This is a genomic window from Desulfuromonas sp. (assembly GCF_002868845.1).
Lineage (GTDB): Bacteria > Desulfobacterota > Desulfuromonadia > Desulfuromonadales > BM501 > BM501.
Window position 1 is genome coordinate 1 of record NZ_PKUB01000026.1, and the last position, 24,332, is coordinate 24,332.

Sequence of the window (24,332 nt, forward strand, 5' to 3'; positions counted from 1 at the left end):
CAGGGCGCAGCCGTGGAAAATGCCCTCGATCGGAAGGTTGATGTCCCGCACCCCGGGGACCTCCAGGCGCAGCAGCGGGAGGAAGAGTCGCTCGGTGGCCTTGCCCAGAAAGCAGTCCTCCATCGGCGGCGGGCCGACGATCGTGGCCGGGAAGAGAGGCCCTCGGCGGTGGCACAGGGCGCTCACCCGCAGGAGCGGAAAGGGTCCGGCCGGGGCGTAGCTCCCGGTGTGGTTGCCGAAGGGCCCTTCGGTCCCGGTCTTTCCCGGGTCGATGAAGCCCTCGATCACGAACTCGGCGGCGGCCGGCACCCTCAGGCCGCTGCTCAGGCAGGCGGCCATCTCGACCGGTTCGCCCTGCAGGTAACCGGCGAACCGGGTCTCCTCGACCCCCTCCGGCAACGGCGCGCCGGCGGCGTAGGTCAGGGCGGGTGGGCCGCCGAGGGCGATCGCCACGGGCATCGGTTCTCCCCGCCTCTGCCAGGCGGCGTGGTGGGCCGCCCCCCCCGAGCCCTCCTTCCAGTGGACCAGGGCCGTGGAGTCGTCGACGATCTGGACCCGGTACATGCCGCAGTTGGTCTCCCCGGTCTCGGGGTCGGCGGTGAAGACCAGGGGGAGGGTCAGGTAGCGTCCGCCGTCCCCCGGCCAGGACTGCAGGGCCGGAAGGAGACAGAGGTCCGGCGCGTCGCGAACGATTTCACGGCACGGGGGCGTTTCGATCACGCACGGTTCCCAGGCCGGGGACCGGACAAGGGCGCGCAGTCTCTGCCCGGCCGATTCGCCGGGGGCGGCGGCCAGGTCCCTCTCCAGGCGCCGGGCCAGGGCCTCGAGGTCGTCCGCCCCGAGGGCCGAGGCGGTCCTGTCAAGGGAGCCGAAGAGGTTGGTCAGGACCGGAAAGGGGTGCCCCTTGACCCGCTCGAAAAGGAGGGCCTTGTTGCCGCCGGCGCCCTTGCTGACCCGGTCGGTGATCGCGGCGATCTCCAGCAGCGGGTCGACCTCGGCGGCGATTCGGCACAGATCCCCCTCTGTCTCCAGGCGGGCGATGAAGGTGCTCAGGTCGTGAAAGGGCAAGGGGCGTGCTCCTGTTTCGGCGTTTGATCAACCGGCGGCGAGGCTTGTCTGGAAAAACTTCGTTTCAATCGTAAAACCCCGGGGTTGCGCCCCCGGCCGGCGCCTTACTCTCTTTGTTTGCCCAAAGAGAGTAAGCAGAGAAAGGGCACCCCGCTCCTTGCCCTTCGGGTCCCCTCCGCTCCGCGCTCGTTTTGAGGGAGGGCAAAAACTCGGCTGCGCCTCAGACATTTGCCCCCCTTTTTCTCAAAAAGAGCCCTCCGCGCCGGCATCGTCACAGGGGATGAAATCGTTAATCTTCCCTGACTCCCCACCCGCCGCCGCCGGGGGTCTCGACGCGGAGCCGGTCTCCCGCCCGGACGTCGATGGAGCACTTGCCGGGCAGTTTCCGCTCCCGGCCGTCACGGATCAGGCAGTTGCGCCCCTTCCGGCCGGGGCCTCCTCCCTGCAGTCCGTAGGGGGCGGTGCGGCGGCGCTCGCCGATGAGGGTGATGCGCGCCGGGGCGAGCAGTTCGATCTCTTTCGTCACGCCGTCCCCGCCGCGGTGGCGGCCGGGGCCGCCGGAACCGACCCGCAGGGCGTAGCGGCGCACCCTCAGGGGGTAGGCGTGTTCGAGGGCCTCCACCGGGGTGTTGAGGGTGTTGGTCATGTGGGTCTGGATGCCGCTCGCCCCTTCGCCCGCCGGTCCCCCGCCGGCGCCGCCGGCGACCGTCTCGTAGTAGGCGAAGAGCTCGCCGCCGGGGGCCGCCCCGCCGACGGTGAGGTTGTTCATGGAGCCGCAGGAGGCCGCCGGAATGCGCTCCGGCAGGGCCTGGGCGAGGGCGCCGAGGAGGACGTCGACGAGGCGCTGGGAGGTCTCCACGTTGCCCCCGGCGACCGCCGCCGGGAAGGTGCAGTCGGCCACCGTCCCCGGCTTCGTCCTGACCCCGATCGGGCGCATGCAGCCGGCGTTGCCCGGAACCTCCTCAGGGGCCAGCAGGCGGAAGACGTAGAAAACCGCCGAGAGGGTGATGGCCCGTACCGCATTGAGGCACCCGGGGACCTGCGGGGCGCATTTCGAGAAATCGACGACCGCCTCTTTCCCCCGGATCGTTACGGTGCAGCGGACCGGGATGTTCTCGAGGCCGGCGCCGTCGTCGTCGAGGAGGTCCTCGAAGGCGTAGCTGCCGTCGGGGATGGCGGCGACCACCTCCTCCATCATCCGTGCCCCGTAGTCGAGCAGGGCCCGGCAGTATCCTTCCGTTTCCTCCAGGCCGCAGCCCTCCACGATCTCCCGCAGGCGCCGCTCGCCGGTCCGGTTGGCGGCGATCTGGGCGGTGAGGTCCCCCTCCCGTTCGACGGGGGTGCGCACGTTGGCCAGGACCATCGCCAGCAGCTCCCGGTCGATCTTCCCGCAGCGGACGATCTTCACCGGGGGGATGCGCAGCCCCTCCTGGAAGATCTCGGTGGAGAGGGGGAGGCTGCCGGCGGTCATCCCCCCGACGTCGGCGTGGTGGGCCCGGTTGGCGAGATAGAAGGCGGGCCGCTCCTCGCCGAAGAAGACCGGGGTCACCAGGGTCACGTCGGGCAGGTGGGTGCCGCCGCGGTAGGGGTCGTTGAGCAGGACCATGTCGCCGGGGGCCAGGTCGGCCCGCCCGAGGGCGGCGGCCACCGACAGCGGCATGGAGCCGAGGTGGACGGGGATGTGGGCCGCCTGGGCGACCATCTCGCCCTCCCGGTCGAAGAGGGCGCAGGAGAAGTCGCGCCGCTCCTTGATATTGGGGGAGAAGGCGGTGCGCATCAGGGCCGCCCCCATCTCCTCGGTGAGGGAGGCGAAGCGGTTCTTCAGCACCTCGAGGCGGATGGGGTCGATGTTCTTCATCCAGACCTCTCCAGCACCAGGTTGCTCCGCCCGTCGACCCGCGCCCGCCAGCCGGGGGCGACGAGGTGGGTGGCGGTCTCCTCCACCACCAGGGCCGGGCCGGGAAACTCCCCGCCGCAGGGCAGCTCCTCGCGTTCGTAGACAGGGCAGGGGGTTACCTCCCCTCCCAGGACGACCGGGACCGTCTCCGCGGGGCGGACCTCCCCCCGGCGGCAGGTCCCCGCGGTCAGGTCGGGGTGGGGGCCGCACCCGACGGCCCGCAGGCGCAGGGTGACGATCTCCAGTTCCCGCCCGTCGTCGCGGTAGCCGTAGCGGCGCTCGTGCAGACGGCCGAAGGCGGCGCGGAAGTCCCCCTCGAAGGGGACGTTCACCTCGAAGGACTGGCCCCGGTAGCGCATGTCGAGGGAGAAGCGCAGTACCAGCCCTCCCTCGGCGACCCCTTCGGCCGTCATCTCACGGCGGGCCTGCTCCTCGAGGGGGGCGAAGAGGGCCGCGAGCTCCCCTGATTCCGCCCCGCCGGGGCGCAGCACCGAGAGGGAGTAGTCCCGGATCGAGTCGGAGAGGACCATGCCGACGGCCGACAGGAGCCCCGGGTGGACCGGAAGGAGGATGCGGGGGATGGCCAGCTTCTCCGCCAGGGCGCAGGCGTGCAGCCCCCCGGCGCCGCCGAAGGGGAGGAGGGTGAAGTCCCGGGGATCATAGCCCCGTTCCACCGAGACCACCCGCAGCGCCCCGGCCATGGTCGCCTCGGCCACCTCCAGGACGCCTTCGGCGAGCCGGACCGGGGCGAGCCCCGCCCGGGCCGCAAGTTCCTGTACCGCATCCCGGCAGCGCTCCTCGTGCAGGGGCCTGCGCCCGCCGAGGAAGCGGCCCGGCAGCAGGCGGCCGAGGTAGAGGTTGGCGTCGGTGACGGTGACTTCGCTCCCTCTGCCGTAGCAGACCGGGCCGGGGTCGGCCCCGGCGCTCTCCGGTCCGACCCGCAGGGCGCCGCCGGCGTCGAGGCGGGCAATGGAGCCGCCCCCGGCGCCGACGGTGTGGATGTCGATCATCGGCACCTTCACCGGCCAGCCGGCGATGACCGTCTCCGAGGAGAAGGGGATGGCCCCGTCGCACAGGCCGACGTCGGTGCTCGTCCCCCCCATGTCGAAGGTGACGACCTTTTCGAAACCGGCGGCCTGCGCCGTGCGGAAGGCGCCGACCATGCCGCCGGCGGGGCCGGAGAGGATGGTGCGGACCGCCTCGCGGCCGGCGGTTTCGGCCAGGATCGAGCCGCCGTTGCTCTGCATGATCTTCAGGTGCCCCGCCCCCAATCCCTGTTGCAGGCGGCCGATGTAGCGCTCCATGACCGGGGAGACCGAGGCGTTGACCGCCGTGGTCGAGGCCCGCTCGAACTCCCGGTACTCGGGGAGGATGCGGTNGCTGACCCGCAGGCCCGCCTTCTCGAGGGCGTCCTGCAGGGCGGCCTCGTGGGCGGGGTTGGCGTAGGCGTGAAGGAGGCAGAGAGCGACCGAGTCGCACCCCGTCTCCCGAACGGCGGCCACGGTCCGGGCGACCCCCTCCTCCCTCAGGGGCGTCTCCTCCGCACCGTCGGGAAGGATCCGCCCGGGGGCCTCCACGGTCCGCTCCCGGGGGACGAGGGGGGGGCGGCGCCGGGGGTGCAGGGCGTAGAGGTCGGGACGGTTCTGGCGGCCGATGAGAAGCAGGTCGCGGAATCCCTCGGTGACGATCAGGGCGACCCGGGAGCCCTTCCCCTCGAGCAGGGCGTTGGTGGCCACCGTGGAGCCGTGGAAGACGAGGGCCTCGCCGTCGCCGAGGAGGTGGCGGACCCCCTCCAGAACCGCCCGGGAGGGGTCGTCGGGGGTGGAGGGGAGCTTGTAGGTGCGCACGGCGCCTTTCTCGACCAGGACCAGGTCGGTGAAGGTGCCGCCGGTGTCGACCCCGACGAGGGGGATATGGAGAGCGCGGGAATCCATGGTCCGGCGATCTTACCCCATTTGCCTCCGGTCGCCAAGCGGCTTTCCCCGTGGTCCCGGCCGGTGGCCGGTTGACGGCGCGGAGCGGCCCGCTACACTGGAAATAAGCCTTTCAGGGAATCGGGGACTCCCACCCGCTGGCGACCTCAGGGCAGCGTTTCCTGCTTTTTCCCCTGACCGGGAACCGGCGGGTTTCGCCCGCCTCTTTCACAAAATGGCCACTTCGCTCCGGCTGCGTCACACGGGGAGGTTTTTCAACCCCCCGGAATTCCTGAAAGAACCGAGACACGTGGGGGCTGCCATGAAAAACGCGCTACGGATTTTTGGGCTTGTGTCGGCCGCGGCGGTCCTCCTCGGCTGGGGCTACCCCCTGCCGAGGGAGGCGACCTCGGAGGTGAACTGGGAGGTCGAGTACGCCGAGGTCAAGGCCGACCCCGGGGCCTTCGTCGGCAAGACCCTGCTGCTGGGCGGGATGATCGTCCACCATGACGCCGGCCGCGAGGGATCGACCCTGGAGATCGCCTGCTACCGCCTCGGCCGCCGCGACCGGCCCGAGGAGCCCGACGAGGAGTGCGGCCGGCTCGTGGCTCGATCCTCCACCATCCTCGACCCCGGCTCCTTCGAGCAGGGGCGGCTGGTGACCTTCACCGGCACCGTCGCCCCCGGCGGGGCGGCTCCCTCCGTCCCCCTCTTCGGCATCGGCGCGATCCACCTCTGGCCGCGCCCGCTGGAGCCGGCTTATTACCACTATCCCTACGGCTACGACCCCTGGTGCGATCCCTTCTGGGACTATCCCTACCGCCACCGGCACCGCTACCCCTGGCGCTGCTGGTAGGGGGCGGAAGACCGGGCACCGAAAAATGAGGAGGACCTGGGGTTTCTTCTGAAGGGACCGCAACCGGATGGGCGGGTCGGGCCTTTTTGAGCTTTTAGGGTGGGGGAGGGGCGGATGCCAGGGACTGCGCCGGGTTGGTGGCTGTGGCCGGGGGACATTCGGTATTCCTATCCCGAGGCCGCTGCCGCATCGGCGGTTTTGAGGGGGAGGGTGATCTGGAAGAGGGTCCCGCGGCCCGGTTCGCTTGTTATCCGGACCTCTCCGCCGTGGGCCTCCACGAATTGCTTGACGATGCTCAGGCCGATGCCCGTTCCGCGCAGGGCCGTGTTCGAGGAGTCGGCCCGGTAGAAGAGATCGAAGGCTCTCTCCGCCTGCTCCTGGCTCATGCCCATGCCCTGGTCGCTCACGGCAATCGTGTAACGGCCTTCGGTCGCCTCGCCGCAGACCTTTATCAAGCCGCCCTCGGGCGAGTACTTGACGGCGTTGGAAAGAAGGTTGCCCAGAACCTGGGCGATTCGGCCGTGATCGGCCTCCAGTTCGACCTGCTCTCGGGGCAGGTGAACTTCGAAGCGGTGTCTGCTGCTTCTGCGGCGAAACGTGTCCACGGCCTGTTGGATTAAATCGCCCACCGGAAAGACGGTTTTTTTCAAGGGCAGGGTCAGGCCCGATTCGACCTGGCTGAGGTTGAGCAGGTCGTCGATGATCCGGGAGAGGGCTTCGGCCTGGACGTGGATCTGGCCGATGAATTCTTTCCGGGCCTCGGGGCTGAACGGGGTGTTGTCCTGGTGCATCAGCAGTTCCGAATATCCCATGATCGCAGTGAGCGGAGTTTGCAGTTCATGAGTCGTCATGGCGACGAACTCGCTCTTCATGCGCTCGACTTCCCGCTCTCCGGTGACATCCTGCATGAGGAAAATGGACCCCTGGCTCTTCTCGAGCGGGAAGGTGCGGGTTTTGAAGATCCGGGGGTGCCTTGACGCGTCGCTCTCCAGGGAGAAGTCGAAATGGCCGTCCGCTCCTGTCCCTTTCAGGGCAGGGCCCAGACTGTCTTTCAGGGAGGTTTGCCTCAGCGCGGTTTCGATCGATTGTCCTTTTACCTTCTCCAGTTGAAGGCCGAGGGTCTGCTCGGCTGCGGGGTTCATCATCACGATCCGGCGGTGGCCGTCGGTGACCAGCATCCCGTCCTGCACCGACTCCAGGATCCCGGCTGTTTTCCGCCGGGTGGACTCGGTCTCCTCCAGGGCCAGCCGCAGGGAGTCCTCCGCCTTTTTACGCTCGGCCACCTCCTGCACCAACTGGCTGTTGGACTCGGTGAGCTGGGCGGTGCGCTCCCGGACCCGCTGCTCCAGCTCCTCCTTGGCCTTCTCCAGTTCGGCCTGGGCCAGTTCGCGGGCCTCGATGGTCTTTCTGGCCCTCGACAGGACCAGGAGGATGATAACCAGAAATGCGGCGGCGAGGGCCCCCTCCAGCAGGCTTGAACGGAAGGTGAGGGATTCCACCCCTCTTCGGTTTTCGGTGATGTCGTAGTAGACTTCGACCGCCCCGCCGAAGCCGTCTTCGGTCATGATCGGCACGTAGGTTTCGACCACGTCGATCGTTGTCGGCTGGTGCTCGGCGGTGAAGGAATCCTTCTGGACGACCTTGGAGTAGATTCCGCCCTTTGCGACGATTTCCCGAAAGTAGGCCTTCCGGTTGACGGTCCCCACTTCCTCCGGAACGGAGGAATGGACGATTTCGCCCGACGGTGAAAAGACCCGCAGCTTGACCAGCAGGGCGTCGCTCCGAAGGGCTCCCACTTCCTCGGTAATGTGCGCGGGCAGGTTGCCCTTCTCGAGCCTGCGCTTGTCCAATCCCAGGGTATGGGTCAGGTACTTCACGTACCGGACCGCCTCGGACTCGGTCTCGTGGGTCAGGAGTTCTTGGTAGGCGGGGTAGGTGAAAAGATTGTTGAAGAGGGGGAAAAGGAGGGCGAGCGCCGCTGAGAGGAACAGAATGTTCCGCAGGAACTTAATCTTGAGCATGTCCGTCCCCCTGTTTAGCGAATGTCGGAGAGAGGGTGCTGGGCCTGTTTTTTGATCAAAGTCCTCGGAAGATTATCATTAGTTTGTGTGGCGGGGCAAGAAAAACAGCTTGGGCGCAGAGCAGGGCGCCCCCTGCCGGAGGCGCCCTGTAGGAAAGGATCTGGTTTTGCCCTCAATGCGACCCGGAACGATCGGGCGAGGCGAAGGAGGTTGCCGGAGTCATGGGGCCCTCTCCTCCCTGCCTTGTTCAGTGTTTCCCGGGCGCCAGCGGAACCCCGCGCCGCTCCCAGGTGATGTAGGCCTCGAGGGCGATCATTTTCGGGTCGTCGGCGGCCAGTTCCTTCCCCTCGAGGGGATTCTGGATGCACCAGTTGATCATGTCCCGCAGGGCGATGACCTTGCCGGTCTGCTTCTGGAATTTGGGATAGGTCTCAGGATGGTTGTTGGTGGCGTTGGGGTGGCACATGTCGCAGGAGACGGCATTGCTGCCGAGGGCGCTGTGGAAGAGCCTGTCCCCCTCGGCGACCACGGCCATGAAATCCTCCTGCCACTTTTTCATGTCGGCCTCGGTGAATTCGTCGGCAAGGGCCGAGGGCAGGGCGAAGGCCGCGAGCAGAAGGAGCGTCAGGGTACTGAGGACTATCGTTTTCCGCATGGGGACTCCTCCTTTTTCGCAATCAATAGTGGGTCTGGGGCAGAATCCGGCTGGTCGGGGCCTGGTGCCTGCTGTCTACCGGGCGGCCGAGCTCTTCGTCGTAGCGCACCGTGCGCGGGGAGTTCTGCCACAGCTCGTAGTTGTTGACCACCCGGCCCCTCTCAAGGCCGATGGACGACCAGCCGGTGGCATCGCGCTCGTGGAAGGGGTCTGCGCGGTTCATGAAGACGGTCATCTCGGGGACCGCGTTCTTCGCCTGGGCGTAGCTGACCGGGTAGGGCCAGGGCCAGGCGGTGGACATCATGGCCTGAAAGGTGATGTTGCCGATCTGGTTGTAGAGGACCTGGTGGACGTGACCGTGCAGGACGGTCACTTTCTTGAAGGGATGGAGCAGGGCCTGGACCTGCTCGGCGTCCTCGGTCCAGAAGTTCCAGCCCTTGTAGATCTTGTAGAGGGGCGAGTGGGACATGACGATCAGCGGGGTGTCCTTGTCGAGACCGGCCAGGTCCTTCTCCAGCCACTTGCGCTGCTTCTCCTTGACCATGAAGGGCGAGCCGTTGGGGTTGTCGAGGCGGGCCATCTGCCCCATCCGTTCGGCGGCGGTCGGCCAGCGCTTGTGGGTCCAGTCGTCGTCGGTGAGGATGCTGTTGAGCACCACGAAATGGACCCCCTTGTGGTCGAAGCTGTAGTGGAGGGGGCTGATCTTCTCCTCCCAGTACTTGCCCAGGTCGAGGTAGTAGTCGTGCTCGCCGATGACCCACTTGACCGGGGCGCTGAGCTTGGACATCATCTCCAGGCCGTGGTCGAGTTCCTCCTTCTTGCCGAGCTGGGCGAGGTCCCCGCCGAAAACGACGAAGTCCGGCTGGGGGAACATGAAGTTGACCTCGGTGACCGCCTTCTGCAGCCCCTTGTCGAAGTTGTTGACGAACTTGGTCCCGCTGACCTGGGTGATGTGGGGGTCGGAGATGTAGGCGAAAGTGAAGTCCTCTCCCTGCTTCGCGCCCCAGGCGACCTTGACCAGGCCGAGGGGCACCGCAGAGACGGCGGCGGCCGCCCCGAGCTGCTTGATGAATCGTCGTCGACTGATTGCTGCGTTCATGCGGCCCTCCTTATTTCGAGGTTTGGAGATGGGCGTACTCGGGGCTGGTCAGGTGTTTCATGAACTCGACCAGATCGGCTTTTTCCTGTTCGTTCAGGTCAAGGACCCGGATGCCGCCGTCGAGCATCGGGTTGGCTTCGCCTCCCCGGTCGTAGAGCTCGATGACCTCTTCCAGGGTCTGCACGCTGCCGTCGTGCATGTAGGGTGCGGTCACCGCGATGTTGCGCAAGGTCGGGGTCTTGAACTTGCCGATGTCCGAGGGGCGCAGGGTCACCACGAAGTGCCCCAGCTCCGAGACATCGGACGTGGAGACAACCGTTTCATCGACCGCCTCGCCTTTGGCATGGGCGGTCCGGTAGGCCGTGACGATTTCCATCAGCCGAGGTTCGATCTTTTTGAAACCGACTCCAAGGTTGTGGAAATCGTTGTTGATAAACAGGGCGCTCGTCTGTTCGATGGCGTGGCAGCTCTGGCAGCGCCCCTTGTTGTGGTACACATCCAGCCCCCGGATCGCCCCTTCGCTCATGGCGGTCTTGTCGCCGCCGTACTGGTAGCGGTCGAAGGGGGAGTCGCCGCTGATCACCGTCCGCTCGAAGCTGGCGATCGCCTTGACCGCGTGGTCGATGGTAATCTGCGCCGGTTCGACGCCGAACACCTGCTGAAACTGGTCCGGGTAGGTCGGGTCGCTTCGGATGACCTCCAGGATCGGTTCGTGGCTGCTCAGGCCGTGCTCAACGGGGTTGAGGAAGGGGTCCTTTGCCTGCTCCTCGAGGCTGGCGCGGCGTCCGTCCCAGAACTGGGCCGTGTAGTAGGCGGCGTTGACGACGGAGGGCGAATTGCGGGTTCCGGCCTGTCCGTCGATGCCCTCGGCTACCGGCAACCCGTCGGCGAAGGCCTTTTCGGGGAGGTGGCAGTTGGCGCAGGCCACCGTGCCGTCGGCGCTGAAGCGCTTGTCCTCGTAGAGGCGCTTGCCGAGGGCGATCTTTTCGGGGGTCTGGGGGTTGTCGGAGGGGATCGGCACCGGCGGCAGGCCCAGCGGCGGGTCGGCGGCCAGCAGGGGCGTACCACCGGCCAGCAGGGCGAGGGAGCAGAGGGTGGCGGCGAGCTTTTTCATGGGAACCTCCCGTCGGGTCAGCTTGTTAGCCCGTAGTCACCTATATCCCGAAATCGACTCTTGTCAAGGCGCCCTGGAGGGCCGCCCGGCCGGCTGAGCGGAAGCGGAATCCCCTGCCGGAGCGCCATCGGGGCCGATGAAAGGTCTTGTCCATGGGATATCGTGAGTGTAAACTGTCAATTTACCCAAACGTCACCCTCTGATCCCTGAATGCGAAAGCAAGCGATGGCAACCGCGACCCTGTTCGAAAAGACCCGGACCCTGCTGGAGATGATCAAATTCTCCCACACGATCTTCGCCTTTCCCTTCGCCCTGATGGGCGTGGTGCTGGCCTCCCTGAAGACCGGCGCGCCCCCGACTGCCGGGCAGATCTTCTGGATCTGCCTGGCGATGGTCGGTGCGCGCAGCGGGGCGATGGGTCTCAACCGCATTATCGACGCCCGGATCGACGCCGAGAACCCGCGCACTGCCGAGCGCCACATCCCCGCAGGCAAGGTCTCCCGCACCGAAGCCTGGCTCTTCGTCCTCGGATCCTGCGGCCTGCTCCTCGTTGCAGCCTGGATGCTCAACCCCCTCTGCTTCTACCTGGCCCCGGTGGCCCTCCTCTTCTTCGTGCTGTACGCTTTCTGCAAGCGCTTCACCGCCCTGGCCCACGTGGTCCTCGGTATCTGCCTGGCCGCCGCCCCGGTCGGGGCCTGGATCGCCCTGCGCGGCGACGTCGGCTGGCAGGTCCTGGTCCTCGGTTTGGCGGTGCTGTTCTGGGTGGCGGGCTTCGACATCTTCTACGCCCTGCAGGATCTGGACTACGACCGGGAGAAGGGACTGCACTCTATCCCTTCCCGACTGGGGGTGAAGCGCTCCATCGTCCTGGTGCGCATTTTCCACGTCGCCATGGTCTTCCTCCTTCTGCTTCTGCTGGTCGGGACGGGCCTGGGCTGGATCTACTTTGCCGGGGTGCTGGCGGTGACGGGCCTGCTCGTCTACGAGCACCTGCTTGTGAAGCCGGACGACCTCTCCCGGCTCGACGCGGCCTTCTTCAACATGAACGGCTACATCAGCGTGACCATCTTCGCTTTCACCCTGGTCGATGCGCTGGTTTGATTTAGTCGCAGCTATCAGTTGTAAGTAAGAAAGATTGGCTTTTACTCGTCACGCGTTACTTGTCACCTGCTGTTTGTCACGGATTCCGCCATGAAACAGATTGTCGTCGCCATCACCGGGGCCTCCGGTTCCGTTTACGGACTGCGCCTGGTCGAGGAACTGCTCAGGGCCGAATGCCGGGTGACCCTGCTCTTGACACGTGCCGGTCTGGAGGTGCTGCGCTACGAGACGGGCCTCGAGTGGGAGGGGTCGGTCTCCGAGCGCAGGGAGTTGATGCGCGACTACTTCGAGGGCAACAGCCGCCTCGAGCACTACGCCGAGGACGACCTCTTCGCCCCCGCCGCCAGCGGCTCCTCCGCCCCCGACGCCGTCGTCGTCGTTCCCTGCTCCATGGGGACGGCGGGGCGCATCGCCGCAGGGATCAGTGACAACCTGATCGAGAGGGTCGCCGACGTCGCCCTCAAGGAGCGCCGCGACCTGATCCTGGTCCCCCGCGAGACCCCCCTGAACCAGATAAATCTCGAAAACCTGCTCAAGCTCTCCCGAGCCGGCGCCCACATCCTGCCGGCCATGCCGGCCTTCTACGGCAAGCCGGAGACGATCGAGGACCTGATCGACTTCGTGGTCGGCAAGACTCTCGACAGCCTCGGCGTTCCGCACAAGCTGTTCCGGCGCTGGGGGGAGGAAGGGCCGTGAGGGGGGCAAGGCCCGTGACGCGTGACGGGTGATCCGAAAAGCCATCAATAACATGTTCTTACGATTTTGCTGCTGTTACTTGTCACGCGTCACACGTCACCGCATTTATCTATGACCAGATTATTCGAAAACATCCGCACCAAGATCGAAGCCGGCGCCCGGGTTTCCGACGCCGAGGCGTTGGCCCTGTTCGAGTCGAACGATCTGCTCGCCGTCGGCGAACTGGCCGCCCTCGCCAACCGGCGAAGGAACGGCGACAGGGTTTTTTTCAACGTCAACCGCCACATCAACTACACCAACCTCTGCGTCAACCGCTGCACCTTCTGCGCTTTCTGCCGGGAGGTGGAGGACGAGGGCTGCTACACCCTGGCCCTGAACGACATCCTGGAGAAGGCGGCCGAGGCGGTCGCCGCGGGGGCGACGGAGATCCACATGGTGGGCGGGCTGCACCCGGACCTCCCCTTCGATTTTTACCTGGAGATGCTCGCCGCCCTTCGGGCCGACTCCCCGCAGCTGCACATCAAGGCCTTCACCGCAGTGGAGATCGACTATTTCGCCGGGTTGACAGGCCAGAGCGTGGAGCAGGTGATCGACGAGCTGCGGGGGGCGGGCCTCGGCTCCATGCCGGGCGGCGGGGCGGAGATCTTCGCCGCCGAGGTGCGGCAAAAAATCTGCCCGGAGAAGATCAGCGGCGAGCGCTGGCTGGAGGTGACGGAGAAGGTCCACCGCTCGGGGCTCAAGACCAACGCCACCATGCTCTTCGGCCATCTCGAGGGGTACGGCGACCGGGTCGACCACCTCGGCCGGTTGCGCACCCTGCAGGATGCCACCGGCGGCTTTCAGGCCTTCATCCCCCTCGCCTTCCAGCCGGACAACACCCGGGTGCCCGGGGCGAAAGGGGTCGGCGGCGCCGACGCACTGAAGACCCTGGCGATCAGCCGCATCTACCTCGACAACTTCGACCACGTCAAGGCCTACTGGGTGATGCTCGGGCTGAAGATCGCCCAGGTCTCCCTCGCCTTCGGGGTCAACGACATCGACGGCACGGTGGTCGAGGAGAAGATCGGCCACGACGCCGGAGCCGCCTCGCCCCAGGCCCTCTCCAAAGAGCAGCTCTGCGCCATGATCCGCAAGGCCGGCCGGACCCCGGTGGAGAGGGATACGCTGTACAATGAGCTGACTGTTTGTTGAGAAACCGTGACGCGTAACGCGTAACGCGTGACGAGTTTTAAAATCCGTGGTGATCAGATTTGATCCGTGTCCGGTGCGGTTTTGTCATTCTCTGCGGCCATTGCGGACTTGAGTGATCGGAGCGAACGGGCGTGAGGAAGGTTTTGGACAAGTTGGAACCGATGGTCGAAAAGATGGCAGGGGGCGCGCCGGTGACTCGCGAGGAGGCCCTACGGCTTCTCACTGAGGCCGACCTGCTCGAGGTCGGCAGGCAGGCTGATCTCGTGCGGAGGGAGAAGCACCCCCACGGCCGGGTGACCTTCGTCGTCGACCGCAACGTCAACTACACCAACGTCTGCCAGTCCAAGTGTAAATTCTGCGCCTTTTACCGCGATGCCGGCGCGGAGGACGCCTACGTTCTCGACTACCCCACGATCCTCGGCAAGATCGCTGAACTGGTCGAGCACGGCGGCACCCAGCTTCTCATGCAGGGAGGGCTGCATCCCGACTTGAAGATCGGCTGGTTCGAGGAGCTCTTCCGCCTGGTCAAGGAGCGTTTTCCGGGGGTGCAGGTCCATTCCCTCTCGCCCGCCGAGGTCATCCACGTCGCCGGGCTCTCGGACCTCTCCATGCCAGAGTGCCTGCGCCGCCTGCAGGCCGCCGGGCTCGACTCGGTGCCGGGCGGCGGGGCGGAGGTCCTCGTCGACGCGGTCAGGAAAGAGATCTCCCCCAACAAGATCGGCTGGCGGGACTGGGCCGCGGTCATGGAGGAGGCGCACGCCCTCGGGATGCGCACCACGGCGACGATGATGTTCGGCTCCAAGGAAGCGCCGGAGGACATCGTCGAGCATCTGTTCCGGATCCGGGAGATCCAGGAGCGGACCGGCGGCTTCACCGCCTTCATCCCCTGGACCTTCCAGCCGAGCAACACCGAACTCGGCGGGGAGACGGCGAGCGGGGTCGAGTACCTCAAGGTGCTGGCCCTGTCCCGCATCGTCCTCGACAACGTGGAGAACATCCAGGCGAGCTGGGTGACCCAGGGGGCGATGATGGCCCAGGTCGCTCTCTTCTTCGGCGCAAACGATCTCGGCGGGACCATGCTCGAGGAGAACGTGGTCGCCGCAGCGGGCTGCGCCTTCCGCATGTCGCAGGAAGAGGTCGTCGAGATCGCCCGGGGGGCGGGATTCGTCCCGGCGAAGCGGAATACCCTGTACGAGATTCTGGAGGAGTATTGAATTGTTCCCCTCTCCCTGAGGGAGAAGGGATACGCAAGCGAATCGTATCGGACTTTGGAGATTTTATGATCCCATTACGCAAAAACATCGCCGAGATGGACGGCTACGTTCCCGGCTTCCAGCCGAAGGACGAAGGGGCCTGGATCAAGCTCAACACCAACGAGAACCCCTACCCGCCGTCGCCGAGGGTGGCCGAGGCGATCCGGGCGGAACTGGGGGACGGTGAGGGGCTGCGCAAGTACCCCGACCCTCCCAGCTCGGCGGCCCGGGAGGAGGCGGCCCGCCTCTACGGCTTCGACCCCGCGTGGGTCATCATGGCCAACGGCTCCGACGAGCTGCTCAACAACCTTATCCGCGCCTTCGCAGGGGAGGGCGAGGAGATCGCCTACGTCCACCCCTCCTACTCCTACTACGCGACCCTGGCCGGAATCCAAGGGGCGCGGGTGCGCACCTTCGGCCTGACCGACAAGTGGGAGTTGGCGGACTTTCCGGAGCTCTACGAGGGAAAGCTCTTCTTCCTCACCAACCCCAACGCCCCCTTGGGTTTCACCTACCCCCTGGAGTTCATCGAGGAGCTGGCCGGGCGGGTCGCCGGCATGCTCGTGGTCGACGAGGCTTATGTAGATTTCGCCGACGAGAACGCTCTGCCCCTGGTCAGGAAGTGCCCTAACGTGGTGGTCACCCGCACCCTTTCCAAGAGCTATTCCCTGGCCGGGATGCGCCTCGGCCTGGCGATTGCCCGCCCGGAGGTGATCGCGGCGCTGGACAAGATCCGCGATCATTACAACATCGACCGGCTCGCCCAGGCGGCGGCGGTAGCGTCCCTCTCCGACCAGGATTACCTCCGCGGCTGCGTCGAGAAGATCCGCCAGACCCGGGCCTGGTTCACCGGGGAACTGAGGGTGCTCGAATACGGGGTGATCCCCTCCCGGGGCAATTTCGTCTTCGCCACCCCCCCCGACCGCAACGGCAAAAGGGTCTACGACGCCCTCTTCGAGCGCAAGATCCTGGTCCGCTACTTCTCCGATCCCCTCCTGTCCCACGGCCTGCGCATCACAATCGGAACCCGGGAGGAGATGGAAAAGACCGTCGCCGCCCTCGCGGAGATCGGGTGAAAGGGCCGTGACGTGTGACAAGTGACGCGTGACGGGTAATAGCAAGAAATACAGGTTTTGGTTTTTACCGATCACCGATCACCGTTTTCGGATCACGGATTTCTCTTCGCCCCCTCCGACATCTCCGGACGGCTCCTCGACTGGTACGGGCGGCAGGGGCGCGACCTGCCCTGGCGGCGTACTCGGGACCCCTACAGGGTCTGGCTTTCGGAGGTCATGCTCCAGCAGACGACGGTGGCGGCGGTCGTCCCCTATTACGAGACGTTCCTGGAGCGCTTTCCGAACGTGGCCGACCTCGCGGCGGCTCCCGTCGAGGAGGTCATCGAGTCGTGGGCGGGTCTCGGCTACTATTCCCGGGCCCGCAACCTGCACGCCGCGGCCCAAAGGGTCGTCTCCCTCTTCGGCGGCTCCTTTCCCGACGACCTGGAGGGGCTGATGTCCCTGCCGGGGGTAGGGCGCTCAACCGCCGGGGCGATTCTTTCCATCGCCTTCGACCGCAAGGCCCCGATCCTCGACGGCAACGTGCGCCGGGTTCTCTGCCGCCTCTATGCCCTGAAGGAGGACCCGCGCGCCTCGGCTTCGGAAAAGCGGCTGTGGGCCTGGGCCGAGGAACTGACGTCGGCCGACCGGCCCCACGACTACGCCCAGGCGATCATGGACCTAGGGGCCACGATCTGCATTCCCCGCCGCCCGGACTGTCCTGCCTGCCCTCTCGAGGGGCTGTGCCGGGCGCGCAGGATGGGGGTGGAGGCGGAGCTGCCGCTTCGGCGGAAGGGCAGGGTGGTGCCGCAGCGGACCGAGGTGGCGCTGCTGCTGGAGAGGGAAGGGCGATTCCTGGTGCGCCGCAGGCCCCTGGAGGGGATGCTGGGCGGGCTGTGGGAATTCCCGGGGGGCGGCGTGCCCGAAGGGAGCGAGCCCCTAGCCGCGGGGAAGGCCCTCCTTCGGGATATGGGCCTGGCCGGAGAACTCCGCCCGGCGGGGCGGGTCCGGCACGTCTACAGTCATTTCCGCCTCGATCTGCACCTGCTGCGGGGGGAAGTCGAAGAGACCTTTCGGGTGGGGGAGGGTGCGCAGGACCGCTGGCTTTCTCCGGGGGAGCTGACCGTCCTTCCTTTGCACGGGGCTCACAAAAAGGCCCTCGATCACCTTGCCAGCGCCGTCTGATGCTGGCATGATGTAGCGATTTAAACGATTCTGGAGAGTTTCATGCCTGATACACCTGTTCTGACCGATCCTGCCGACCTTAACCGCTTTGTCGAGGAGCTGAAGCGCGAGCCGGTCATTGCCGTCGACCTCGAGGCCGACTCCATGCACAACTACCGGGAAAAGGTCTGCCTGCTGCAGTTTTCAACGCCTTCCCGCACCGTCCTCGTCGATCCCCTCGCCGTGGAGGATCTCTCTTCCCTGGTGCCGCTGCTCGCCGATCCGGGCGTGCGCAAGATCTTTCACGCCGCCGACTACGACGTTCGCTGCCTGAACCGGGACTTCGGCATCGAAATCCGTGGTCTCTTCGACACCATGATCGCCTCCCAGTTCATCGGGGAGGAAAAGGTCGGTTTGGCCGACGTTCTGAACAAGTACTTCGGCGTCGAGCTCGACAAGAAATTCCAGAGGGCAGACTGGTCCATCCGCCCCCTGCCCGAGGGGATGATCCGGTACGCCGCCGAGGACACCCGCCACCTGCACCGGTTGGTCGAGCTGCTCGAGGACAAGCTCAAGGAGAAGGGGCGTCTTGCCTGGGTGTCCGAGGAGTTCTCCCTGCTGGAGCAAGGGCGCTTCGCCGGGCAGGAAGGGCCGATGTGCCTGAGGATCAAGGGCGCGGGGAGGCTCGACCGGCGCCAGCTCGGGGTTCTGGAGGAACTCCTGCGGTGGCGGGACGGTGAGGCCGAGCGCCGCGATTGTCCCCCCTTCAAGGTGGTCGGCAACAAGGCCCTTCTGGAGGTCGCCCGTGTCCAGCCCCCCACCCTGCGCGGCCTTGTCGGGCTGGAGGGGCTCTTCCCCCGGGTTGTAGACCGTTACGGCCGCAGGCTTCTCGAGGCGGTGGAGAAGGGGCGGAACCTGCCCGAAGGGGATCTGCCCGTCTTTCCCCGGACCCCGAGGGCCGAGCGGGATCCCGCCGCCGAGAAGCGACTGCTTCTCCTCAAGGCGTGGCGGCGGAAAAAGGCGCAGGAAATGGAGATGGACCCGGGCATCGTTATCAACAACGCCCTGCTGGAGGAGGTCTCACGGTGCCCGCCGCGGGGGGCGGAGGATCTCGCCGACCTCCCCGCCCTGAAGAACTGGCAGAGGGAGGTTCTCGGGGAAGGGATTCTCGCCGCGCTTGGGTCCGGCTAGGCGGCGGCCGGGGCGATCACCCGATGAAGAAATTGCGCACCTTCGGCCTTGCCGAGCGGGCCCAGGCGGGCCTGCTGAAGGAGTTCCTGGAAAAGGAGGGGGTCGCCTGCGTCCTGCGCAACGAGAGGCTCTTCGCCGCGCTGGGGGAAATCCCATTCACCGAGTGCTTTCCCGAGCTGTGGGTGGTGGACGACGAGGTCTATCCGCGGGCGAAGGCCCTCCTGGAGAACTGGCTCGAGGACGGGCCGCCGGGAGAACCCTGGACCTGCGCCGGCTGCGGGGAGCGGCTCGAGGGGCAGTTCGGCGCCTGCTGGAAGTGCGGCCGGCGGAGGACGGCCGTGACGGGTGATGAGTGACGGGTGACGAGAAAAGGCAGTGGAGTGGGAACATAGTGATGCAGGTTGCCTTGCTCCTTCTCTTACCGCGTCTTGCCCGGCACTCCCGGTTCGGTCATGGGGCGGGGGTCGAGAATCCTTTCCAGTTCCTCTTCCGGCAGCACCTTCTCTTCCCGCGCGATCTCCCGCACAGTTTTCCCCGTTTCGTAGGCCCGCTTGGCGATCCCGGCCGCCCGGTCGTAGCCGATGGCCGGAGCCAGGGCCGTGCACATGGCGAGGCTCTGCTCGACCAGGGCCTCGCAGCGTTCGCGGTCGGCCTGCAGACCCTTAAGGCACCTGCGGGTGAACTGGTTGCTCGCCCCGGCGAGCAGTTCGGTCGATTCGAGCAGGTTGTGGGCGATCACGGGCATCATCACGTTGAGTTCGAAATTGCCGGAGAGGCCGCCGAGACAGACCGCGGCATCGTTGCCGACCACCTGGGCACAGACCTGCAGAAGGCTCTCGGCCATGACCGGGTTGACCTTCCCGGGCATGATGGAGCTGCCGGGCTGGACCGCAGGCAGGAGCAGTTCGCCCAGGCCGCAGCGCGGGCCGCTGCCGAGGAAGCGGATGTCGTTGGCGATCTTGAACAGGGCCACGGCGCAGCCCTTGAGCGCCCCGCTCGCCGCCACCGCGGCGTCTTTGGCGCCCTGGGCCTCGAAGTGATTCACCGCCTCGCGGAAGGAGAGGCCCGTAACCTCGGCTATCCCTTCAATGACCCCGCTGGCGAACTCCGGGTGGGTGTTGAGGCCGGTGCCGACCGCGGTGCCGCCCAGGGGCAGCTCCTGGAGCCCCTCGACCGCCCCCTCCAGGCGGCGGATGGCCAGCGACACCTGGCGGGCGTAGCCCGAGAAGATCTGCCCCAGGCGCACCGGGGTGGCGTCCTGCAGATGAGTCCGTCCGATGGTGACGATGGCGTCGAACTCCAGCGCCTTCTCGCCGAGGGCCTCCTGCAGGGCGAAGAGGGCAGGGACGAGGGCCTGGTGGATCTCCGTCGCCGCGGCGATGTGCAGGGCGGTGGGGATGACGTCGTTGCTGCTCTGGCCGAGGTTGACGTGGTCGTTGGGGTGGACCGAGCGCTCGCCGGCCTGGCCGCCGAGCAGTTGCGCGGCGCGGTTGGCGATGACCTCGTTGGCGTTCATGTTGGTGCTGGTGCCCGAGCCGGTCTGGAAGATGTCCAGGGGAAAGTGCTCGTCGAGCTCTCCGGTGATCACCTCTTCGGCGGCCTCCATGACTGCCAGGGCGACTTTGCGGTCGAGCAGGCCCAGTCCGAGGTTGACCCGGGCCGCGTGCTCCTTGATCATGCCGAGGGCGCGCAGGAAGGGGCGCGGGAAGCGCCGCCCCGAGATGGGGAAATTCTCCACCGCGCGGGCGGTCTGGGCCCCGTAGAGGGCTTCGGCGGGGACCTGCATCTCCCCCATGGAATCCTTTTCGATGCGCTTGGCCGTCATGGTGCCTCCGCAGTTCAGGGCGTTGGTCTGGCGGGCGGCCGTTTTGCCGCTGTGGCCTTGCCGGGGCCCCTTTGAAAATAGCAATTTGACCTTTCCTGTCAATAGCGGAGAGAGTGATTTCAGCGTGGCTAACTTTTTTTTACCTAATTTTACTATCGCTAATTTATGCGTCATCTGTTAATGTGGCGCCATGAGTAGCCATGCCCTGTCCCTGATCCTCTTCTCAGCCCTGATGCACGCCCTGTGGAACCTGCTGGTCAAGCGCAGCGGCGACAAGACGGTCTTCATCTGGTGGATGTTCGTCGCCTCCGGCGGAATGCTCAACCTGATGCTGCCCCTGCTGCCCGGGCCCTTTCCTCCTCCCTCTCCCCGGGTGCTGCTGCTGGGGGCGGCCGGCGGGGGGTGCTTCGTCCTCTATCACCTGTTCAACGGGCGCGCCTACCGGGACGGGGACCTGTCCCTGACCTACCCCCTGGCCCAGACCTCCATGGTCTACGTCCCCCTGTGGGGGGTCCTGCTGCTCGGGGAGAAGCTCTCTCTCGCCGGTGGGCTCGGCATCCTCCTGGTGCTGGTCGGTGCCTACAGCGTGCAGCTCCGGCAGTTCTCCCCGGGGGAGGTGCTGCGCCCATTTCGCAACCTGGGCGACCCTTCGGTCCAGGCCGCCCTGGCCGCCGGCTTCATCTATTCGGTGGGGGCGGTGATTGACAAAACCGGGGTGAGCACCTATCCTCCCTTTTACTTCACCTACGTGCTGGTCATGTGCATGTGGCTGTTCATGACCGTTAACCTGCTGCGGCCCCGCTACCGGGGCCGGGTCCTGCGGGAGTGGCGCCGCAGTCGCCACCTGGTGCTGCTCTCCGGCCCGGTGATGATGGGATCGTTTCTCACCTTTCGCTCCGGGCTCAACCTCGCCCCGGTGAGTTACGCCGTTCCGGCGCGTCAGGTCAGCCTCCTGATCGGGGTCATCATCGGGGTTTTCTTCCTCGGGGAGGCCTGCGGGCGGATCCGGTTCTCCGCCGCCGCGTTGATCCTGGGCGGAGTGTTTCTGATGCGCATGGGCTGACGAGCAGTTCCGCTCGGGGGAGAATAGGGTCCGTTATGAAAAGCCTGGCCAACTTCTTTTTCGAGGTGGGGATGCTCAAGCGCACCCCGCGCACCGGCTTCCAGTTCCTCGGTTCGGGGGCCGAGTCGGTGGCAGAGCATTCCTTCCGCACCGCGGTCATCGGCTACACCCTGGCCAAGATGGACGATCAGGCCGACGTGGGCCGGGTTCTGCAGATCTGCCTTTTCCACGACATCCCCGAAGCGCGCATGGGGGACCTCAACTACGTCAACAAAAAATACGTCACCGCCAACGAGGGCAAGGCGGTGGAGGACCTGGCCCGCACCCTGCCCTTCGGGGACGAGTACCGTGAGGCGTTGGAGGAGTTCTCCGCCGGCGAGAGCCGCGAGGCCCTCATTGCCCACGACGCCGACCAGCTGGAGATGATCCTGGCCCTCAAGGAGTACAAGGATCTGGGCAACCGCAACGCCGACGAGTGGTATCCCTTCGCCGTGCGCCGGTTGAGGACGGAGGACGCCAAGCGCCTGGCGGAGACGATCTGGACCACCGATTCCTCCCGCTGGTGGTTCGACGACGACAGCGACTGGTGGGTCAAGGGGACACGCTGAAACCGGGTTGACGGCCGGGGGCAGAAGTGCTACTAGTTATGCCCGCTTGCTGTAAGAAAAAACGTGTGAGGGCCCATGCTTGACCTGAAATACCTGCGCGACAACCTGGATGAGGCGGAGAAGCGCTTGGCCGCCCGCGGGGAGGCGGTGAGCTGTTCCGCTTTTCGCGATCTGGACCGGCAGCGCCGGGACCTCCTGGGCGAGACCGAGTCGCTCAAGGCGGAGAAGAACCGAGTTTCCTCCGTCATCGGCAAGACCAAGGACAAGAGTCAGGTGCAGGGCGAGATCGCCCGCATGAAAGAGGTTTCCGTCCGCATCAAGGGCCTCGACGAAGAGCTGAAGGCGGTGGAGGAGGAGCTCCAGGACCTCCTTCTGACCATCCCCAACCTGCCCCATGAGGAGTGCCCGGTCGGCACCTCCGAGGAGGAGAACCGCGAGGTTCGGCGCTGGGGAGATGTCCCGGCCTTCGGTTTCGAGGCGAAGGCCCACTGGGACCTCGGCGAGAGCCTCGACATTCTCGATTTTGAACGGGCCGGCAAGCTCACCGGCGCCCGTTTCGCCCTCTACAAGGGGGCGGGCGCGCGCCTCGAGAGAGCCCTTATCAATTTCATGCTCGACCTCCACACCGGGGAGCACAAATATATTGAAATATTGCCTCCCTTTATGGTAAACAGGGAATCCATGACGGGGACCGGACAACTCCCCAAGTTCGAGGATGATCTTTTCCATACAGAGGGGGTGGACTACTTCCTGATCCCTACCGCGGAGGTTCCGGTAACCAATATCCACCGGGACGAAATCCTCCCGGGGGCCGCCCTGCCGGTGCGCTACACGGCGCATACGCCCTGCTTCCGCAAGGAGGCCGGTTCCCACGGGCGGGACACCCGCGGCCTGATCCGCCAGCACCAGTTCAACAAGGTGGAGCTGGTCAAGTTCGTTCGGCCGGAGGATTCGGACGCCGAGCTGGAGAAGCTGCTGGCCGACGCCGAGGAGGTGCTTCGGCGCCTGGGGCTGCCCTACCGGGTGGTTGACCTGTGTACCGGCGACATCGGCTTCTCCGCGGCGCGCACCTTCGACATCGAGGTCTGGCTGCCCGGGCAGGACGCATACAGGGAGATTTCCTCCTGCTCCAACTTCCGGGACTTCCAGGCGCGCAGGGCGGCGATCCGCTTCCGCCGGGAAGAGGGGGCCCGTCCCGAATTTGTCCATACCTTGAACGGTTCCGGGTTGGCCGTGGGCCGGACCCTGGTGGCGATTCTGGAGAACTACCAGCAGGAGGACGGTTCGGTGCTGATTCCCGACGTCCTGAAGCCCTACATGGGCGGGCTGGAGCGGATCGGCGGCTAGGACGCTTTCCACGGAGGAGTGGCCGAGTGGCTTAAGGCGGCGGTCTTGAAAACCGTTGTGCGAAAGCACCGTGGGTTCGAATCCTACCTCCTCCGCCAGATCATATATATGTTGCAGGCTGGAAGGATTCGAAGCGCAGTGAGCGCAGCCTGCGGCTGAAGAGCGGGCAGGGATGCCCGCGGCAGAGAGCGAAGGGGAGCCGACGCAGGAGCGAACGTGATGTTCGCGACGAAGTGGGCGAATCCTACCTCCTCCGCCAGATCATATATGCAGCAGGCCGGAAGGCCCCGCGAGTTTGACCCCAAAACTGAATATTGCATTAAAACGGAGAGGTGGCCGAGTTGGCTGAAGGCGCTCGCCTGCTAAGCGAGTGTACGGCGTAAAACCGTACCGAGGGTTCGAATCCCTCCCTCTCCGCCATTCATTTTTCTCACCGGGCAGGAGCGAATCACTGCAATACCTCAATATAAGACGTCCGCGAGGTGAATCGATGCCCAGAATGGCGTGGTACATGGCTCTGCTCTTGGCCGCGGCACTGTCGGCTCTTTCCGGCTGCAATCAGCAGGAAGAGCGCCCGGCTCCCGCCCCGGCTGCGCCGAAGGCCGTTTCCGCCGAGACCAAAAAACCCCGCGTGATCGTTCCTGAAGCGGTCCGGGGGAAATGGAAGGCGGTCAGGATCGCGGTCCTCGACAAGCAGGGCAACAATGAGGACGTCTACACGGTGGAGATCGGGTCCGCCTTTCAGGTCGGCGAGTCCAAGCTGTCGGTAAGGGTGGAGAATTTCCTGCCGGCCTTTATCATGGACGGCACCACCATGACCTCCGCTTCCAACGAGACCCGCAACCCGGCAGCTCAAATCGCGATCAGCATCGACGGTGAGGAGGTCTTCACGGGCTGGTTGTTCAGCCTGTACCCCGGCACCCACGCCTTCCAGCACCCCCGCTACAGCTTCTCCCTCGTCGACTTTATCGCCTCGAGCTAAAAAAAGGTTGACATCGAGGGGGGTTTCAGCGATAAACTTGTGTTTCTTCTTTGCGCCGCTAGCTCAGCTGGATAGAGCGTCTGACTACGGATCAGAAGGTCGGGAGTTCGAATCTTCCGCGGCGCGCCATTTAAAACACAGAAGGGTCAGGCCCAGTGCCTGGCCCTTTTCTGTTGTCCCTTTGCGATTGCGCCCAGTGCATACGAAGGGGCAACGGCTCCGGGAGGTTTCCG

The 24,332-nt window shown here is 65.8% G+C and carries 21 protein-coding genes, 3 tRNA genes and 1 pseudogene; 16 read left to right on the forward strand and 9 right to left on the reverse strand.

All coding sequences use genetic code 11. From position 1 onward, the window contains the following. From C0617_RS07915 to C0617_RS07930, 4 genes and pseudogenes are all read right to left on the reverse strand, one after another. Positions 1 to 1,068: UbiD family decarboxylase (locus C0617_RS07915; protein WP_291316482.1), on the reverse strand; the 1,068-nt coding region annotated here is incomplete at its 3' end. Positions 1,069 to 1,357: 289 nt separating this feature from the next. Next, positions 1,358 to 2,926: a hydantoinase B/oxoprolinase family protein gene (locus C0617_RS07920; protein ID WP_291316483.1), complete on the reverse strand. Its 1,569-nt coding sequence runs from the start codon at positions 2,924 to 2,926 to the stop codon at positions 1,358 to 1,360. Continuing rightward, on the reverse strand, positions 2,923 to 4,338 hold the full coding sequence (locus C0617_RS07925) for a hydantoinase/oxoprolinase family protein (RefSeq protein ID WP_291316547.1): 1,416 nt from the start codon (positions 4,336 to 4,338) through the stop codon (positions 2,923 to 2,925). Before C0617_RS07925 ends, C0617_RS07920 begins: the two co-directional genes overlap by 4 nt. Positions 4,339 to 4,344: 6 nt before the next feature. Continuing rightward, positions 4,345 to 4,899 (reverse strand): annotated as a pseudogene (locus tag C0617_RS07930) (hydantoinase/oxoprolinase N-terminal domain-containing protein); the annotation flags it as partial. Between the two features lie 301 nt (positions 4,900 to 5,200). Here C0617_RS07930 and C0617_RS07935 point away from each other — a divergent pair. Further along, positions 5,201 to 5,734, forward strand: a complete 534-nt coding sequence (locus tag C0617_RS07935) for a Slp family lipoprotein (RefSeq protein ID WP_291316484.1) — start codon at positions 5,201 to 5,203, stop codon at positions 5,732 to 5,734. A gap of 167 nt (positions 5,735 to 5,901) precedes the next feature. Here C0617_RS07935 and C0617_RS07940 read toward each other — a convergent pair whose 3' ends face one another. The 4 genes from C0617_RS07940 to C0617_RS07955 all read right to left on the reverse strand — a co-directional run bounded on the left by C0617_RS07940 (position 5,902) and on the right by C0617_RS07955 (position 10,623). Then, positions 5,902 to 7,755: an ATP-binding protein gene (locus C0617_RS07940; RefSeq protein ID WP_291316485.1), complete on the reverse strand. Its 1,854-nt coding sequence runs from the start codon at positions 7,753 to 7,755 to the stop codon at positions 5,902 to 5,904. A 247-nt stretch (positions 7,756 to 8,002) separates the two neighbouring features. Beyond that, entirely contained in the window at positions 8,003 to 8,410 is a 408-nt protein-coding gene (locus tag C0617_RS07945; protein WP_291316486.1) for a hypothetical protein, read from the reverse strand. Positions 8,411 to 8,432: 22 nt separating this feature from the next. After that, the gene (locus C0617_RS07950; RefSeq protein ID WP_291316487.1) at positions 8,433 to 9,509 is read right to left on the reverse strand and encodes a metallophosphoesterase; all 1,077 of its coding nucleotides are present in this window, start codon (positions 9,507 to 9,509) and stop codon (positions 8,433 to 8,435) included. 10 nt (positions 9,510 to 9,519) lie between these two features. Further along, positions 9,520 to 10,623 (reverse strand): cytochrome c peroxidase, encoded by a 1,104-nt coding sequence (locus tag C0617_RS07955; protein ID WP_291316488.1) that lies wholly within the window; start codon positions 10,621 to 10,623, stop codon positions 9,520 to 9,522. A gap of 225 nt (positions 10,624 to 10,848) precedes the next feature. Between C0617_RS07955 and C0617_RS07960 the strand changes: the two genes are divergently transcribed. The 8 genes from C0617_RS07960 to C0617_RS07995 all read left to right on the forward strand — a co-directional run bounded on the left by C0617_RS07960 (position 10,849) and on the right by C0617_RS07995 (position 18,630). Then, positions 10,849 to 11,724 (forward strand): UbiA-like polyprenyltransferase, encoded by an 876-nt coding sequence (locus C0617_RS07960; protein ID WP_291316489.1) that lies wholly within the window; start codon positions 10,849 to 10,851, stop codon positions 11,722 to 11,724. A 90-nt stretch (positions 11,725 to 11,814) separates the two neighbouring features. Continuing rightward, positions 11,815 to 12,420, forward strand: a complete 606-nt coding sequence (locus C0617_RS07965; protein ID WP_291316490.1) for a flavin prenyltransferase UbiX — start codon at positions 11,815 to 11,817, stop codon at positions 12,418 to 12,420. 111 nt (positions 12,421 to 12,531) lie between these two features. After that, entirely contained in the window at positions 12,532 to 13,611 is a 1,080-nt protein-coding gene (gene mqnE, locus C0617_RS07970; protein ID WP_291316491.1) for an aminofutalosine synthase MqnE, read from the forward strand. 161 nt (positions 13,612 to 13,772) lie between these two features. Beyond that, positions 13,773 to 14,825 carry a cyclic dehypoxanthinyl futalosine synthase gene (mqnC, locus tag C0617_RS07975; RefSeq protein WP_363324361.1) on the forward strand — a complete coding sequence of 351 codons (1,053 nt, stop codon included), beginning with the start codon at positions 13,773 to 13,775 and terminating at the stop codon, positions 14,823 to 14,825. Between the two features lie 65 nt (positions 14,826 to 14,890). Beyond that, a complete protein-coding gene (hisC, locus tag C0617_RS07980; RefSeq protein WP_291316493.1) occupies positions 14,891 to 15,940 on the forward strand; it encodes a histidinol-phosphate transaminase in 1,050 nt (349 codons plus the stop codon). Positions 15,941 to 15,997: 57 nt separating this feature from the next. Then, complete coding sequence (mutY, locus tag C0617_RS07985) at positions 15,998 to 17,104, forward strand: A/G-specific adenine glycosylase (protein ID WP_291316494.1); 1,107 nt, start codon at positions 15,998 to 16,000, stop codon at positions 17,102 to 17,104. Between the two features lie 42 nt (positions 17,105 to 17,146). Continuing rightward, positions 17,147 to 18,274, forward strand: coding sequence for a ribonuclease D (locus C0617_RS07990; protein ID WP_291316495.1), 1,128 nt, complete (start codon positions 17,147 to 17,149; stop codon positions 18,272 to 18,274). A gap of 23 nt (positions 18,275 to 18,297) precedes the next feature. Then, a complete protein-coding gene (locus C0617_RS07995) occupies positions 18,298 to 18,630 on the forward strand; it encodes a DUF2007 domain-containing protein (protein ID WP_291316496.1) in 333 nt (110 codons plus the stop codon). A 62-nt stretch (positions 18,631 to 18,692) separates the two neighbouring features. Here the strand turns inward: C0617_RS07995 and C0617_RS08000 are convergent, their stop codons facing one another. Beyond that, on the reverse strand, positions 18,693 to 20,099 hold the full coding sequence (locus C0617_RS08000; RefSeq protein WP_363324362.1) for a class II fumarate hydratase: 1,407 nt from the start codon (positions 20,097 to 20,099) through the stop codon (positions 18,693 to 18,695). Between the two features lie 190 nt (positions 20,100 to 20,289). Here C0617_RS08000 and C0617_RS08005 point away from each other — a divergent pair, with 190 nt between their 5' ends. The 7 genes from C0617_RS08005 (at position 20,290) to C0617_RS08035 (ending at position 24,228) form a co-directional block, all read left to right on the forward strand. After that, the gene (locus tag C0617_RS08005; RefSeq protein WP_291316498.1) at positions 20,290 to 21,162 is read left to right on the forward strand and encodes an EamA family transporter; all 873 of its coding nucleotides are present in this window, start codon (positions 20,290 to 20,292) and stop codon (positions 21,160 to 21,162) included. A gap of 35 nt (positions 21,163 to 21,197) precedes the next feature. Further along, a complete protein-coding gene (locus tag C0617_RS08010) occupies positions 21,198 to 21,770 on the forward strand; it encodes an HD domain-containing protein (RefSeq protein ID WP_291316499.1) in 573 nt (190 codons plus the stop codon). A gap of 75 nt (positions 21,771 to 21,845) precedes the next feature. Next, the gene (gene serS / locus C0617_RS08015) at positions 21,846 to 23,117 is read left to right on the forward strand and encodes a serine--tRNA ligase (protein ID WP_291316500.1); all 1,272 of its coding nucleotides are present in this window, start codon (positions 21,846 to 21,848) and stop codon (positions 23,115 to 23,117) included. 12 nt (positions 23,118 to 23,129) lie between these two features. Beyond that, positions 23,130 to 23,215: transfer RNA gene (locus tag C0617_RS08020), tRNA-Ser, on the forward strand. A 228-nt stretch (positions 23,216 to 23,443) separates the two neighbouring features. Continuing rightward, positions 23,444 to 23,537: transfer RNA gene (locus C0617_RS08025), tRNA-Ser, on the forward strand. Positions 23,538 to 23,607: 70 nt separating this feature from the next. Continuing rightward, positions 23,608 to 24,099, forward strand: coding sequence for a DUF2155 domain-containing protein (locus C0617_RS08030; protein ID WP_291316501.1), 492 nt, complete (start codon positions 23,608 to 23,610; stop codon positions 24,097 to 24,099). Positions 24,100 to 24,151: 52 nt separating this feature from the next. After that, positions 24,152 to 24,228: transfer RNA gene (locus C0617_RS08035), tRNA-Arg, on the forward strand. Positions 24,229 to 24,332 lie beyond the last annotated feature (104 nt).

What these genes read in the sequence shown, in the direction of transcription:
- C0617_RS07920 (WP_291316483.1), bottom strand. Translation starts at nt 2,926, where the DNA reads ATGAAGAACATCGACCCCATCCGCCTCGAGGTGCTGAAGAACCGCTTC.
- C0617_RS07935 (WP_291316484.1), top strand. Translation starts at nt 5,201, where the DNA reads ATGAAAAACGCGCTACGGATTTTTGGGCTTGTGTCGGCCGCGGCGGTC.
- C0617_RS07940 (WP_291316485.1), bottom strand. Translation starts at nt 7,755, where the DNA reads ATGCTCAAGATTAAGTTCCTGCGGAACATTCTGTTCCTCTCAGCGGCG.
- C0617_RS07945 (WP_291316486.1), bottom strand. Translation starts at nt 8,410, where the DNA reads ATGCGGAAAACGATAGTCCTCAGTACCCTGACGCTCCTTCTGCTCGCG.
- C0617_RS07950 (WP_291316487.1), bottom strand. Translation starts at nt 9,509, where the DNA reads ATGAACGCAGCAATCAGTCGACGACGATTCATCAAGCAGCTCGGGGCG.
- C0617_RS07955 (WP_291316488.1), bottom strand. Translation starts at nt 10,623, where the DNA reads ATGAAAAAGCTCGCCGCCACCCTCTGCTCCCTCGCCCTGCTGGCCGGT.
- C0617_RS07960 (WP_291316489.1), top strand. Translation starts at nt 10,849, where the DNA reads ATGGCAACCGCGACCCTGTTCGAAAAGACCCGGACCCTGCTGGAGATG.
- C0617_RS07965 (WP_291316490.1), top strand. Translation starts at nt 11,815, where the DNA reads ATGAAACAGATTGTCGTCGCCATCACCGGGGCCTCCGGTTCCGTTTAC.
- mqnE (WP_291316491.1), top strand. Translation starts at nt 12,532, where the DNA reads ATGACCAGATTATTCGAAAACATCCGCACCAAGATCGAAGCCGGCGCC.
- mqnC (WP_363324361.1), top strand. Translation starts at nt 13,773, where the DNA reads ATGGTCGAAAAGATGGCAGGGGGCGCGCCGGTGACTCGCGAGGAGGCC.
- hisC (WP_291316493.1), top strand. Translation starts at nt 14,891, where the DNA reads ATGATCCCATTACGCAAAAACATCGCCGAGATGGACGGCTACGTTCCC.
- C0617_RS07990 (WP_291316495.1), top strand. Translation starts at nt 17,147, where the DNA reads ATGCCTGATACACCTGTTCTGACCGATCCTGCCGACCTTAACCGCTTT.
- C0617_RS07995 (WP_291316496.1), top strand. Translation starts at nt 18,298, where the DNA reads ATGAAGAAATTGCGCACCTTCGGCCTTGCCGAGCGGGCCCAGGCGGGC.
- C0617_RS08000 (WP_363324362.1), bottom strand. Translation starts at nt 20,099, where the DNA reads ATGACGGCCAAGCGCATCGAAAAGGATTCCATGGGGGAGATGCAGGTC.
- C0617_RS08005 (WP_291316498.1), top strand. Translation starts at nt 20,290, where the DNA reads ATGAGTAGCCATGCCCTGTCCCTGATCCTCTTCTCAGCCCTGATGCAC.
- C0617_RS08010 (WP_291316499.1), top strand. Translation starts at nt 21,198, where the DNA reads ATGAAAAGCCTGGCCAACTTCTTTTTCGAGGTGGGGATGCTCAAGCGC.
- serS (WP_291316500.1), top strand. Translation starts at nt 21,846, where the DNA reads ATGCTTGACCTGAAATACCTGCGCGACAACCTGGATGAGGCGGAGAAG.
- C0617_RS08030 (WP_291316501.1), top strand. Translation starts at nt 23,608, where the DNA reads ATGCCCAGAATGGCGTGGTACATGGCTCTGCTCTTGGCCGCGGCACTG.